This window comes from Novosphingobium sp. (assembly GCF_031417815.1).
GTDB lineage: Bacteria > Pseudomonadota > Alphaproteobacteria > Sphingomonadales > Sphingomonadaceae > Novosphingobium.
This window is the reverse complement of the sequence record NZ_JANOWI010000037.1, coordinates 42,052-54,900: the sequence shown is the minus strand read 5'-3', so window position 1 is coordinate 54,900 and position 12,849 is coordinate 42,052. Positions and strand designations below refer to the sequence as shown.

The following is a 12,849-nucleotide window of genomic DNA, read 5'->3' as shown; positions in this document are numbered from 1 at the left end:
CGTGACTCCAGCAAAATATGAACATAATTAGAACAAAATCGGCGAGTCAACGGCCCAGTTTCATCGCAATCCAATCGCCCAGCACAGCGGCGAGGAAGCGGACTGGAAACCGGCGATAGGTCGGAACAGTATCAGGATAAGGCAGGGTGCTGGTGCGAAATTTTGTCATGTGCCTGTATTCGACCGGCGGTTCTTCGCCGACGAAACGGTTGCGCAGGGTCGAGACCCAGTGCGGGCCTTTTTCGAACGCCAGATACATGGCGCTGTTGCAGCAGCTGGCGACCATCCGCGTGGTGGCACTTTCAGGTGTCAACTTGTGGGGTACCAGCTTGTCGGCCCCGCGCGTCACTATGAAGCGGCTGGCGCGAAACAAGGTGAGCGCGGTTCCGCCGTCGGGGTCCAGCACCGGCGATGCACCGGGCATAGCCTGAAGCTGGTGCCCGGCTGCCTGGCAATCGTCGCAATAGCACACCGCCGTGCCGATCGGCGCGCCTTGGCCGGCGCACTCCACCGCGCCGCACTGGCAGCGCAGCAGATGCGTTTCGCCCGGTTCGCTCATTCGCCGCCGGTCAGGCTGAACATCGCGCCTTGCGGATCGATCCCCTGGATGATCCAGAGTGGCCCCGGCACTTCGTGCGGGCCGTTGATCACCTGCCCGCCATTGGCTTCGACCAGGGCTTTGGCGGCGATGATGCTGTCCACCCAGAAATAGTGAGACCAGGCCGAAACCGGAGCCGCATCGGGCTTTTTCATCATGGCGCCGACCATCACTTCGTCGTGCGCGATGAACTGGTATTTGCCCATCGGCCCCATGTCCATGGCATCGGGCAGAGTCCACCCGAACTGGCCGGTGTAAAAGGCCAGCGCCTTGTCGAGATCGCCCGCGTAAAGCTCGTTCCAGCCGCAATGGCCGGGGTTGGGCAAAGGGGCAAAGGCGGTGCTTTGCCCGCCGCCGGGGGGCGGGGTGGGGGCCATGATATAGAACGGTGCGCCGCAGCAATCGGCCACCATCGCGATCCGGCCGGCCATTGGCACATCGCGCGGCGGCATCAGCATGGTGCCGCCCGCCGCAGTGATCGCGGCAAGGCTGGCATCGACATCATCGACCCCGACATAGCCCACCCAGCACGGCCGCGCACCGTGATCGGTCATGTCGCTGGTGAGCCGCAGCAGTCCGCCCACCATCGCGCCATCGGCCGCGGTGATGAAACCGTAGTCGGTGCTTTCGCCGTGCCCGGTGGTCATCGTCCAGCCCAACACCGTATCGTAAAAGGCCTTCGAGCCTTCGGGATCGGGGCTCATCAAATCGTACCAGAGCCAGCTGCCTTGCACGGTTGTCATTTTTTCTCTCCTTCCGCAGTCAGCTCAAACACCGGAACAAACCCGCCGAAGATCATCCGTTTGCCGTCAAACGGCGGCGGATTTTTGGCCATGTCCATGCGCGGATCGGTGTTGGCCGGGTCGATCATTTTGGCATAGGCGGCATCACGTGTCGTCTTGTCGGGCCACTCGATCCAGCTGAATACCACGCTTTCATCGGCCTCGGCCTTCACCGCCATAGGAAAATCGGTGAGCTTACCTTGGGGGACATCATCGCCCCAGCATTCAACCACCCGGATCGCACCCCATTCGATAAACATCGAATCGGCCGTGCGGGCATGATCGATGAAGGCCCGCTTCTTGGCGGTCGGCACCGCAATGATGAACCCGTCGATATAGCTCATGATGTATGCTCCTTGGCGTCAACGCTGCCCAATGCTGCAGCCTGATCCATCCAGAACGGTTCCCACACATGGTCGTCAGGATCGCAGATCGTGCGCTGGAACATGAAGCCGTGATCTTCGGGCGGATTGACATCGGCAGTGCCGCCGGCTGCCGCGCCGGCTTCGACCAGGCGGTTGACTTCGTCCTTGCTGCCAACAGTCAACGCCAGCGAAACCTCGCTTGATCCGGGCGGGCAGATCGGCCGGGTGGTGAAGCCCTGCCACTTGGCGTGGGTCAGCAGCATGACGTGGATCGTTTCGGACAGGACCATGCAGGCCCCCGTTTCATCGCTGAACTGCGGATTGTTGGTGAAGCCCAGTGCTTCGTAGAATTTCATCGCGCGGGGCAGGTCGGCCACCGGCAGGTTGACGAAGATCATTGGCGACATGGCGGGACTCCTTGGTATCAGGCGGGGACGGGATCGGGATCGAAATCGGCCAATTGCGCAGCCATTGCCGCCTGAAACGCCGGGCGCGCGGTGGCGCGCGCAACATAAGCGGCGAGGTTTTCGTGAGCATTGACCAGCGCCGGTTCGCTGATCGCGCGCAGCACGTCGGCCATCACCAGATCGCCGATGGTAAAGCGGTCTTCCAGCCATTCGCGGCCACCCAGCGCGTGCGAAAGCTGTTCAAGCCGCGTCTTGGCAAAGGGCCGCATGGCATCCTGCGCGGCGTCTTTCCAGGGCTGGCCTTCGCCGACCATCCCGGCCACGAAAACCATCTGGGTCGTCGGCTCGACACTGTTGAGCGCGGCGATCATCCAGCCAACCGCCCGGGCGCGCGCAGCGCCATCGCGCGGCAGCAGCCGGTCGTCGTGTTCGCCGATATGGATCAGGATCGCGCCCGATTCAAACAGTGTCAGCCCGGCCTCCTTGTAGACCGGGACCTGGCCAAACGGCTGGTCGGCCAGATGCGCGGGCTCTTTCTGGCCGAACACCCCGCCAACCCGGCGCACGCGGTAAGGTCGGCCAATTTCCTCAAGCGCCCAGCGCACCCGCATATCCTTGACGAAACCGCGCGCCATTGGCGGCACCCAGCGATAGGCGGTGACTTCGACTTGCGCGTTGGGGTCAACCGGCATCACGCCTCTCCCGGTGTGAGTAAAAGTTGAAAATAGCGGCGCAGGTGCTGCAATTCCTCGCGCGCGAGGCCAGCCGCTTCAGCACCGCCCTCGGCCTTGGCCAGAATGAACGCGCCTTGGATAACCGCCTGAACATGGCGGGCGAGACCGGTCGCCGTGACCCCTTTTGCGCCGCTTTGCGCCAGGGCTGCGGCAAGGTCATCCTCCAGCGCGCGGGCATTGCCGGTGATGCTGTCATGGCAGGCTGCGCGGATCGCGTCGCTGGACAGGAACACCTCTTGAACCATGGTTCCGGCCACGCAGCTGAAACTTTCGGCCGGGCCCGCCAGCAGCGCGATCCGAAGGTCGATATAGCCCAGCACCCGGTCAATCGGATCCGCCGCGTGATGGAACGGCGCGGCCGCAAAGAACGCGCCGGTCGAGCTGGACCAATAGTCCGCCAGCGCCACCCCCAGGGCTTCCTTCGAAGCGAAGTGGTGAAAGAACGCGCCCTTGGTCACCCCGGCGGCTTGGCACAGCTGATCGACCGAAGTGGCGGCATAACCCTGTTCGCGCACCAGCTTCACCCCGGCCTCCAGCAACTTGTCGCGGGCCGAGACGGGGGCGGGGCGGAAGGGTTGATTCGGGATCATGAATCGAATCATACCAACCGGTTGGTATGGTGGTCAAGCCGGTTCGGTGCAGAGCCTTTCCCTTTTGGGTCGCGCTTTGAAACGCAATCCATATTGCGCCGCCGCGCCGCGCCGTATAGGCGGGGCCGGTCATGAGCGATATTCCCAACATCCAGCTGGATACCAGCGGCAACACAGTCCTTTCTGCGCCCGACATCGAAATTGATGTCCGCGAAGCCTTTGGTATCGATATCGACATGAAGGTCCCGGCCTTCAGTCAGCCAGACGAGCGCACCCCCGATGTCGATGACGCCTATGTTTTCGATGGCGATACGACGCTGGCGATCCTGGCGGGCTTTGCCTTCAACCGCCGGGTGATCGTGCAGGGCTATCACGGTACCGGCAAATCGACTCACATCGAACAGGTCGCGGCGCGGCTCAACTGGCCGACCGTGCGGATCAACCTTGATGCGCACATCAGCCGGATCGATCTGATCGGGCGCGATGCGATCGTGTTGCGCGATGGGTTGCAGGTTACCGAATTTCGCGAAGGCCTGTTGCCCTGGGCGCTGCAGCACCCGGTGGCGCTGGTTTTCGACGAATACGATGCCGGCCGGCCGGACGTGATGTTCGTGATCCAGCGCGTACTCGAAACCGAGGGCAAGCTGACCTTGCTCGATCAGAACCGGGTGATCCGCCCCAGCAAATGGTTCCGCCTGTTCGCCACCGCCAACACGGTTGGCCTGGGCGATACCTCGGGCCTCTATCACGGCACACAGGCGATCAACCAGGCGCAGATGGACCGCTGGAACATCGTCGTTGCGCTCAACTATCTGCCAGCGCTGGTCGAGTGCGAGATCGTGCTCAAGAAGGTGACCGATGCCGCGCCCGAAATGGTCGGCCAGATGGTCAAGGTTGCAGACCTGACCCGTCAGGGCTTCATCAATGGCGATATCTCGACCGTGATGAGCCCGCGCACGGTAATCACCTGGGCGCAGAACACCGCGATTTTCAAGGACCCCGGCTTCGCCTTCCGCCTCAGCTTCCTCAACAAGTGTGACGAGACCGAGCGGATGCTGGTGGCTGAATACTACCAGCGCGTGTTCGGTACCGAACTGCCCGAAAGCGTAGTGGCCAAGGGATGATGCGGCGGTTGCGGATTGCGGCTGCCTTGCTTGCCGCCCTGCCGCTGCTCGGTGCGGTTGATCCGGTTCCGGCTGACCTTGCACCAGCGGATAAAAAACTGGTTCAGCGCAAATTCTTCGTCGAAACGGCAGACGACGCGGCGATGCTCGACACCGCGCTGGCCAAGGCCAAGGCCGAGGGCAAGCTGGCGGTAATCGTGTTTGGCGGCGATTGGTGCCACGATAGCCGGGCCTTGGCCCAAACACTTACCTCCGGAACATTTGCCCGCGAATTCGGTCCGCGCTTTGCCGTGACCTTCATCGATGTCGGAGTCCCGCAGGCCGGGCAAGGCCGCAATATCGATCTCGTGAAGCGGTTCGGGATCAAAAAGCTGGACAGCACGCCCGCGCTGTTCGTGATTTCGCCCAAGGGCAAGCGGCTCAATTCGAAAAAGGATGCGCTCGGCTGGCGCAACGCGGATAGCCGCGGTGAAGCCGCGATCCTCGCATGGTTTCGCGCCTTCAAGGCTGATTGACGGCGCCTATTCGCCTTCCCAGCCGTCGAGCAGGTCGCTGAATTCGTCGGCGTGCTCTTCTTCCTGCTCAAGGATGTGCTCGACCAGCTTGCGCGTGGTCGGATCGCGTTCACCCAGATAGTGGATCAGTTCGCGGTAAGCCTGGATGGCAATCCGTTCGGCAATCAGATCTTCGGTGACCATCTCTTTCAAGGTCTTGCCTTCACGGTATTCGGCGTGGCTCTTTTTGGTCAGGTTATCGGGGTTGAGGTCGGGCTCGCCTCCCAGCTGCACGATCCGTTCGGCCAGGGCCGTGGCGTGGGCCTGTTCCTCTTTGGCATGTTCAAGGAAGTGCGCCTTGATCGGTTCGGAGACCAGCCCCGAAGCGGTGTGGTAATGCCGCATATAGCGCAGTACGCAGACCCATTCCGTGGCCAGCGATTCGTTCAGCTTTTCGATGATCGTTTCGCGGTCAGCCGGAAAATCCTTGGTCACCGCGCCATCGCCCACGTTCTTGCGGGCGTTGGCGCGCAGCGTCCGGGTGTCGGTGAAGGCGGCGGTGATTGACGGCGTTTTGGCGGCGCTGGCCATGATGCGGCTCCCTGCTGGTCCAGGATTGGAAAGACACAGCTGGAACGTTCAGCCGGCGTTCTGGTTCCGAGCCATCGGGCAGTTCCGGGTAACGCTACCCTAAATGCTATATCCGCATTGCAGGCAGGCACGCCTGGGCGATCGCGTCGATGTGGCGGTGATCGGTGCCGCAGCATCCACCCAACACGCACAGACCCGGCAGCGCGCCGAGCATGGCGCGATATTCGCCGCCAAGTTCATCCGGGTTGCCTTCGTCCAGCTCCGCCGCTTCATCCAGTTCGGCGTGGCTCATCCGCGATGCATTGGCGCGGATGCCGCCGATCCGCGCTGCCAGTTCAGCGTCGTCGAGGACAGCAGCGAAATGTGATGGGTGCGCGCAATTGATCATATGATAAGCGACATCGCCCGCCGTATCGTCGGTTCGCTTGACCGCCTCGGCCAGCGACATGCCGGTGGGCAAGCGGCCATCGGTTTCGACCGTGAAAGAGACCACCGCCGGAAGCCCGGCGTCGGCTGCGGCCAAGGCAATTCCTTGCGCCTCTTCAAGATAGGTCATGGTCAGCGCGGTGATCATTTCGGCCCCGGCATCCGCCGCCACACCAATCTGCCAGGCGTGATAAGCGCGCGCTTCGGCCGCCGTCATCATCGTGCCGGGACTATACCCATCTCCGCGCGGTCCCACCGGCAGATTGAGCACAACGGGATTTGAATGGCCCTGTTCGCGCCGCAGTTCCGCGATCAGTTCGATCCCGCGCGCGTTTACGTCGCCAAGTTGTGCTCGGTCATAACCGATTGCCGCCCCCCAATCGGGACTTGCCCGCCAGCTTGGTGCATCAAGCACGAAGCCGGCCTGGTGCTGGTCCGCCAGCGCCAGGAATTTGCGGTAGTAGGCGCAAAGCCCTTCGGTTCCGGCTGGATCATCAAGCAGCGTGAAAGAGGCGAACTGCGGAAGCTCAAACCCGTCGTGAAAGATCAGGCAGGTTTCAAGCCCCGCGTCGGTCAGGAAAGGGGCGCCGCCAAGCTTGGGCAAAGTGGTCATAACATCCTCCGTTCCCGCCAGTGCGGGATCGATTTGCGGGATGCGACCATCGTTTTGCCAAGCGTAGCGGGCAGCTGCTCAGCCGTCAATCTGACGCCAGATCTGACGGTTTAGTTTGGTACAACCAGATATTTTTCCCCAGTCCGCCGCGCGTTATACATGCTTACCGCGTCCTTGGTCAGCATGTCGTCAAGGTTGCCCTTTTTGGCGTAGTGGCTGGCAAAGGTGGTGGTCAGGTCTTTCATCACCCGCGCGCGCATCCGGCCCATCACCTCCATCCCGGCCTTGGCCATGAACGGGGTGAGCAGCCAGCCGGCGAGGTCCCAGGTGAGGCCAAAGGCGCGATTGAGGATCGTCGGCCCGATATCGAGCGCGCCGTAGATATAGACCTTCTTGGCCTCGCTCGAACCATAGCGGCTGAACGCAGCGCCGCGGCTGGCGGCGGCTTCCATCGCGGTCAGGATCTGGCCCGACAGCGTGCCGCCGCCGATCGGATCGAACCCGATCATAGCCTTCGTTTCGGCAATCGCATCGATCAGCCTGGGCATGAAATCGGGCGCGGTCATATCCAGCACGTGGGTCGCGCCAAGGCCCTTGAGCAGTTGCACCTGATCTTCGCTGCGTACGATGTTGACCAGCGGAATGCCGTCTTCAAGGCAGATCTTGACCAACATCTGGCCCAGGTTCGATGCCGCTGCAGCGTGGACGATCCCGGTGAAGCCTTCAAGCTTCATCGTTTCAGTAAAACCCAGCGCGGTCATCGGGTTGACGAACGAACTCGCGGCCTGTTCTGCAGAGACACTGTCATCCACCGCAAAGCCCATATTGGCATCGGCATAGGCATAGCTGGCATAAGCGCTGCCCGGAACGCAGGCATAACGCTTGCCAATCAGGGCCTGCGCGGCGGGATCATCGCCCGCGGCGACCACGGTGCCGGCGCATTCGTTTCCGGCCGGCATTGCCATGCCGTGGCGCGCTTTCATCGCGCGGGTCGCGTTGGCGGGCATTTGCGCGACGATCTTGCCCGGCGAATACTGGGCATTTGCGGTATCGGCGCTGGCGAACAGCAGGCCCAGGTCGGACGGATTGATCGGGCTCGCCTCAACCTTGACCAGCACTTGCGTGCCTTTGGGTGCATCCCAGGTCTTGTCATTGAGTTGCAGCGTCAAGGTGCCGTCTGCATCGAGCTGGGTGGTGAGCTGCTTGCCAGTAAAGGTCATTTGTTGTCTCCCGAATCCTTCGTTTCACATTGCAACCTAGTCGCTCAGGCGGCGGGGTAAAGCGCCCTGACGAAATACAGTCCCTCACTGGGCGCATTGAGCCCCAGCGTGGTCCGGTCGCGCGCGGCCAAAGCCTCGGCAATCTGCTCCCCGCGCCACCGGCCCATCCCGACCAGCGCGAGGCAGCCGACCATCGAGCGGACCTGGTGGTGCAGGAAGCTGCGCGCGGCGGCGTGGATGAAAATTTCCTCGCCACTGCGCACCACATCTAGCCGGTCGAGCGTTTTAACCGGGCTGACCGACTGGCAATGGACCGAGCGGAAAGTAGTAAAATCATGATGCCCGACCAGGCTTTGCGCGGCGCGGTGCATCAGATCGGCATCGAGCGGCTGCGCCAGCTGCCAGGCCCGGCTTGCATCGAGGGTGAGCGGCGCACGGCGATTGGCGATCCGATAGCGGTATTCGCGGCCAATGCAGGAATAGCGAGCGTGCCAATCATCCGGCTTGACCTGACAATCGAGCACCGCAACCGGATCGGGCCGAAGATAGTGGTTGAGCGCCTCCATTAGCCGGAACGCTTCGATGTCCTTCGCAATATCGACGTGTGCCTGCATCGCGAGGGCATGGACCCCGGCATCGGTGCGGCCCGCAGCGTGGAGCGTCACTGCCTCGCCGGTCGTGGCAAAGATTGCTTTTTCGATCGCCTGCTGAACCGACGGCCCGTTGCTCTGGCGCTGGAACCCGAAGAACGGCGTGCCGTCAAATTCAAGGGTGAGGGCGAAGCGGGTCACAGAACCACACTCTCAGCTTCGTCGCCCCGGACTTGATCCGGGGCTTGGTTTTTCTTCTCCGTCGGCGCAGCTAGTCGAAACCGAGCAAAGGCAGCCAAGCCCCGGGTCAAGCCCGAGGCGACGATGGATTTAAGGAATGAAGGCTCAGTCAAGCTGGGTTCCCTTTGGGATCGGGAATCCCCTCAACAGCTCAAGGCAACTCATAACACCGCGTCCTGCTCGCTGGACATCAACCGGTCTAATGGCCCCTGTCCCGCAGCCGACGCCCAGTTGATCATCTAACACCAACCCGGCTGGCGAATTGAATTTGATCGAGAAGTCGTCAGGGCTTGCAGTCAGGACTGCTGCCGTATGCACGCGAATTCGCTCTCCACCATGTTCGAAAAATGCCCCAGGCATGGGATTGAAAGCCCGAATTTGGAGATCAACTGCCAAGCTGCCACAACTCCAGTCGATCCGCGCTTCGGCTTTGTCGATCTTACGGGCATAAGTCACGCCGTCCGTAGGCTGGATTTGCGGCGCGTTGTCCGGTAGATCGGCTAAGACTTGAACCATCAGCTCAGCCCCCAAAAGCGAGAGGCGATGGGTCAGTATCCCTGCAGTATCGTGGTCTAGGATTGACGTCTCCTTTGTCGCCAGCATCGGCCCGGTATCAAGCCCCGCCTCCATCTGCATGATCGTAACGCCGGTCTCTGCATCGCCTGCCAAAATCGCGCGCTGAATCGGCGCCGCGCCGCGCCAGCGCGGCAGCAGGCTGGCGTGGACGTTGAGGCAGCCCAGCTTTGGCGCATCCAGCACGGCCTGCGGAAGGATCAGGCCATAGGCGGCCACCACCGCGGCATCGGCATGCAGCGCTGCGAACGCCGACTGCTCTTCGGCACCTTTGAGCGAAACCGGATGGCGCACTGTGATCCCCAGCACCTCGGCTGCCTTGTGCACCGGCGTTGGCGTCAATTCCTTGCCGCGCCGACCGCCGGGCCGGGGCGGCTGGGTATAGGCGGCCACCACATCGTGCCCGGCGGCCACCAGCGCCCGCAGCGCCGGGACAGCGAAATCCGGGGTTCCCATGAAAATGATCCGCAACAGTCTGCCCCTTGTAGCTCCCCTCCCCGGCGGGGAGCGGTTGGGGGTGGGGACACCGCGCTGGAAGGCAAGCGCCCGAACCCCCATCCCAACCCTTCCCCAGGGGGAAGGGCTTTTCAGTTCAATTGTCTCGCAAATGCCCCTATCTGTCCCCCCATGGCATCGCAAGAGATCGAAGCACTGACCACCGCGCTCTCGCGCTTGCCGGGCCTCGGCCCGCGCTCGGCGCGGCGCGCGGTGCTGTGGCTGATCAAGCGGCGCGAAACCTCGCTGGTGGCGCTGCTTTCCGCGCTGGACGCGGTGCGCGAAGGGTTGGTCGAATGCACCACCTGCGGCAATGTCGATACCGCGAATCCTTGCGCCATCTGCGCCGATCCGCGCCGCGATCCGCGCGCGCTGTGCGTGGTGGAGGACATCGCTGATCTGTGGGCGCTTGACCGGGCCAAGCTGTTTGCGGGCAAATATCACGTGCTCGGCGGGCGGCTTTCCGCGCTCGAAGGCGTGCGGCCCGAAGATCTGACGATCGGCACCTTGATCGAGCGGGTCTCTCAAGGCGGGATCGACGAAGTGGTCCTCGCCATGAACGCCACGCTGGAAGGCCAGACCACCGCGCATTACATCGCCGAGCGGCTGGAAAACTACCCGATCCGCATCACCCAACTGGCGCACGGATTGCCGGTGGGCGGCGAACTCGATTACCTCGACGAAGGCACTCTGGCGCAGGCTTTGCGCGCGCGGCGACCGATGGGTTGAGATTCGCAAGCAACCGCACTATCTGACCCTCCATGGCTATCCGCGAAATCCTCGAAGTTCCAGATCCCCGCCTCAAGGTGGTGTCCGAACGCGTCACCAAATTCGATGCCGCGCTCAAGACGCTGGTCGATGACATGTTCGAGACGATGTACGATGCCCCCGGCATCGGCCTTGCCGCCGTCCAAGTCGCGGTGCCGCTGCGGGTGCTGGTGATCGATCTCCAGCCCGAGGATGAGGATGCAGAGCCCGAAGCCTGCAATCATGATGGCCACCACCATCACCACCAGCCGACCAGGCGCGAACCGCGGGTGTTCATCAACCCGGAAATCCTCGATCCCTCGGATGACCACGCGGTCTATTCCGAAGGTTGCCTTTCGGTGCCCGAAATCTACGCCGACGTCGAACGCCCGGCCCGGATCCGCGCGCGCTGGCAGGATATTGACGGGAAAGCCCACGAAGAGGACTTGGACGGGCTGATGGCGACGTGCCTGCAGCACGAAATGGACCACCTCGAAGGGATCCTGTTCATCGATCACCTGTCGCGCCTGAAACGGCAGATGGCGCTCAAGAAGTTGGACAAGCTGCGCAAGGCGGCGTGATTTTGGACATAGGTCGCTTCGATCCCAAGCCAGATCCATCACCCTGAACTTGTTTCAGGGTCCATTTTTCGGAACAGACTGAAGCGGAGTTTGGCAGCAATGTCGCACCGGTTGGCTGATCCCCGCCTACACCGCGCTTCAGGCACAATGGACCCTGAAACAAGTTCAGGGTGACGGTTGTGGAAATTCGCAAAGAGGGCTGGCGTTCTTGCTCCGTTCCGATTAGCATCGCGAAATGGACGGACCGATTTTTACGATTGTGATCGCGCTGATCGCGTTAGCCGGCGGGGCGTTGCTTGGCTGGCTGTTCGGCTCGCGTCCGGCCACTGACTTGCGGGCGCGGCTGTCGCAGAGCGAGGGCGAAGCCCGCGAACTGGATGAGCGGTTCAAGGCGGCGATTCGTGATCTCGCCGGGGCGAGCGAGCGGGCTGAGCGGGCCGATGCGCTGGCGGATGAATTGGCCGCGGCGCGTCAGGCGCGCGAGATGTTGAGCGCCGAACTGGCCACGCTGCGGGCCAATGCTGCCAATTTTGAGGAACAGAAACGCCTGCTGCTGACCGCGCAGGATGGCCTCAAGAAAGAATTCGAGAACGCCGGAGCCAAAGTGCTGGCGCAGGCCCAGGAAGTGCTGCTTGAGCGCGCCCAGCAACGCTTCACCCAGTCCGAAGAGAAGAACGAGGCGCGGATCAAGGCGCTGCTTGAACCGGTTGGCCAGCGGCTGGCCTCTTATGAAGCACAGGTCGGCAAGCTGGAGAAGGAGCGCGTCGATGCTTTCGGCCAGCTGGGCGGGTTGATCCAGTCGCTGCGCGAAGGGCAGGAACAGGTCCGGGCCGAAGCCGCGCGGCTGGGCAATTCGTTGACCAATGCGCCCAAGGCGCGCGGACGCTGGGGCGAACGTGCGCTGCAGAACGTGCTCGAGCAGTGCGGGCTGAGTGAACACACCGACTTCGAACTGGAGCATTCGCTCGATACCGAAGAAGGCCGACTGCGGCCTGATGCGATTGTCCATGTGCCGGGGCAGAAGAAGCTGGTGATCGACGCCAAGGTCTCGCTCAATGCCTATCAGGCGGCGTTCGAATGCGCCGACGATGCGGAGCGAAAACGCCACCTCGATCTGCATGCGCGCTCAATGCGCAATCACGTTCAGTCGCTCGGCGCGAAAAGCTATCAAAGCCAGTTTGCCGAAGCGCCGGACTATGTGGTGATGTTCGTGCCGGGCGAACACTTTGTTGCCGCGGCGCTCGAACACGATCCAGAACTGTGGGATTTCGCCTTCCACAACAAGGTTTTGCTGGCAACACCGACCAATCTGGTGGCGATCGCCCGGACCGTCGCAATGGTCTGGAAACAGGATCAGCTGGCGCGCGAGGCGGTGGAAATTGGCAAGGCCGGGGCGGAGCTTTATGACCGCTTGGCGGTGGCTGCAGATCACCTCAAGGGCATGGGCGCGGGGCTCGACCGGGCGGTGCGCAAATATAACGATTTCGTCGGCAGCTTCGAACGCAATGTCCTCACCTCGGGCAAGCGCCTGCGCGACAAAGGCATCGAGATCGGCAAGCGCGAGATCGAGGAGGTGCCACTAGTCGAAACGCTGGTGCGCCACGCTGATGCGGCGGACGATAGCCTGATGTTGCCCGACGCCTCGAACGATGATCCGGCTGAAGCGGCGGAATAGCGGC

General features: G+C 62.4%; 15 protein-coding genes and 1 pseudogene. 5 read left to right on the top strand and 11 right to left on the bottom strand.

Going from position 1 to position 12,849, the window contains the following annotated elements; all coding sequences use genetic code 11:
* Window positions 1-46: 46 nt before the first annotated feature.
* The 6 genes and pseudogenes from RMN99_RS09280 to RMN99_RS09255 form a co-directional block, all read right to left on the bottom strand.
* Window positions 47-559 carry a DUF6151 family protein gene (locus tag RMN99_RS09280; protein WP_309623031.1) on the bottom strand — a complete coding sequence of 171 codons (513 nt, stop codon included), beginning with the start codon at window positions 557-559 and terminating at the stop codon, window positions 47-49.
* Entirely contained in the window at window positions 556-1,341 is a 786-nt protein-coding gene (locus tag RMN99_RS09275; RefSeq protein WP_309623030.1) for a VOC family protein, read from the bottom strand. Before RMN99_RS09275 ends, RMN99_RS09280 begins: the two co-directional genes overlap by 4 nt.
* The gene (locus RMN99_RS09270; RefSeq protein ID WP_309623029.1) at window positions 1,338-1,724 is read right to left on the bottom strand and encodes a DUF1428 domain-containing protein; all 387 of its coding nucleotides are present in this window, start codon (window positions 1,722-1,724) and stop codon (window positions 1,338-1,340) included. Before RMN99_RS09270 ends, RMN99_RS09275 begins: the two co-directional genes overlap by 4 nt.
* The gene (locus RMN99_RS09265; RefSeq protein WP_309623028.1) at window positions 1,721-2,152 is read right to left on the bottom strand and encodes a VOC family protein; all 432 of its coding nucleotides are present in this window, start codon (window positions 2,150-2,152) and stop codon (window positions 1,721-1,723) included. Before RMN99_RS09265 ends, RMN99_RS09270 begins: the two co-directional genes overlap by 4 nt.
* A 437-nt stretch (window positions 2,153-2,589) precedes the next feature.
* Window positions 2,590-2,763, bottom strand: a pseudogene (locus RMN99_RS14385) (glutathione S-transferase N-terminal domain-containing protein); the annotation flags it as partial.
* An 80-nt stretch (window positions 2,764-2,843) separates the two neighbouring features.
* Complete coding sequence (locus RMN99_RS09255) at window positions 2,844-3,476, bottom strand: TetR/AcrR family transcriptional regulator (protein WP_309623026.1); 633 nt, start codon at window positions 3,474-3,476, stop codon at window positions 2,844-2,846.
* 131 nt (window positions 3,477-3,607) lie between these two features.
* Here RMN99_RS09255 and RMN99_RS09250 point away from each other — a divergent pair, with 131 nt between their 5' ends.
* Together RMN99_RS09250 and RMN99_RS09245 are read left to right on the top strand one after the other, a co-directional pair.
* Window positions 3,608-4,600 carry an AAA family ATPase gene (locus tag RMN99_RS09250; RefSeq protein WP_309623025.1) on the top strand — a complete coding sequence of 331 codons (993 nt, stop codon included), beginning with the start codon at window positions 3,608-3,610 and terminating at the stop codon, window positions 4,598-4,600.
* Entirely contained in the window at window positions 4,597-5,115 is a 519-nt protein-coding gene (locus tag RMN99_RS09245; protein WP_309623024.1) for a thioredoxin family protein, read from the top strand. The genes RMN99_RS09250 and RMN99_RS09245 overlap by 4 nt, the downstream gene beginning before the upstream one ends.
* Window positions 5,116-5,121: 6 nt before the next feature.
* Here the strand turns inward: RMN99_RS09245 and RMN99_RS09240 are convergent, their stop codons facing one another.
* The 5 genes from RMN99_RS09240 to fmt form a co-directional block, all read right to left on the bottom strand.
* Window positions 5,122-5,685: a ferritin-like domain-containing protein gene (locus RMN99_RS09240; protein WP_309623023.1), complete on the bottom strand. Its 564-nt coding sequence runs from the start codon at window positions 5,683-5,685 to the stop codon at window positions 5,122-5,124.
* A gap of 106 nt (window positions 5,686-5,791) precedes the next feature.
* Window positions 5,792-6,724 (bottom strand): homocysteine S-methyltransferase family protein, encoded by a 933-nt coding sequence (locus RMN99_RS09235; protein ID WP_309623022.1) that lies wholly within the window; start codon window positions 6,722-6,724, stop codon window positions 5,792-5,794.
* A gap of 110 nt (window positions 6,725-6,834) precedes the next feature.
* Window positions 6,835-7,944, bottom strand: coding sequence for an NADH oxidase (locus RMN99_RS09230; protein ID WP_309623021.1), 1,110 nt, complete (start codon window positions 7,942-7,944; stop codon window positions 6,835-6,837).
* A gap of 44 nt (window positions 7,945-7,988) precedes the next feature.
* A complete protein-coding gene (gene truA / locus RMN99_RS09225) occupies window positions 7,989-8,735 on the bottom strand; it encodes a tRNA pseudouridine(38-40) synthase TruA (protein ID WP_309623020.1) in 747 nt (248 codons plus the stop codon).
* Between the two features lie 144 nt (window positions 8,736-8,879).
* The gene (gene fmt, locus RMN99_RS09220) at window positions 8,880-9,818 is read right to left on the bottom strand and encodes a methionyl-tRNA formyltransferase (protein ID WP_309623019.1); all 939 of its coding nucleotides are present in this window, start codon (window positions 9,816-9,818) and stop codon (window positions 8,880-8,882) included.
* Between the two features lie 156 nt (window positions 9,819-9,974).
* Here fmt and recR point away from each other — a divergent pair, with 156 nt between their 5' ends.
* From recR to RMN99_RS09205, 3 genes are all read left to right on the top strand, one after another.
* Entirely contained in the window at window positions 9,975-10,571 is a 597-nt protein-coding gene (gene recR, locus RMN99_RS09215; RefSeq protein ID WP_309623018.1) for a recombination mediator RecR, read from the top strand.
* 32 nt (window positions 10,572-10,603) lie between these two features.
* Window positions 10,604-11,170, top strand: a complete 567-nt coding sequence (gene def / locus RMN99_RS09210; RefSeq protein WP_309623017.1) for a peptide deformylase — start codon at window positions 10,604-10,606, stop codon at window positions 11,168-11,170.
* Between the two features lie 235 nt (window positions 11,171-11,405).
* Window positions 11,406-12,845, top strand: coding sequence for a DNA recombination protein RmuC (locus RMN99_RS09205; RefSeq protein ID WP_309623016.1), 1,440 nt, complete (start codon window positions 11,406-11,408; stop codon window positions 12,843-12,845).
* Window positions 12,846-12,849 lie beyond the last annotated feature (4 nt).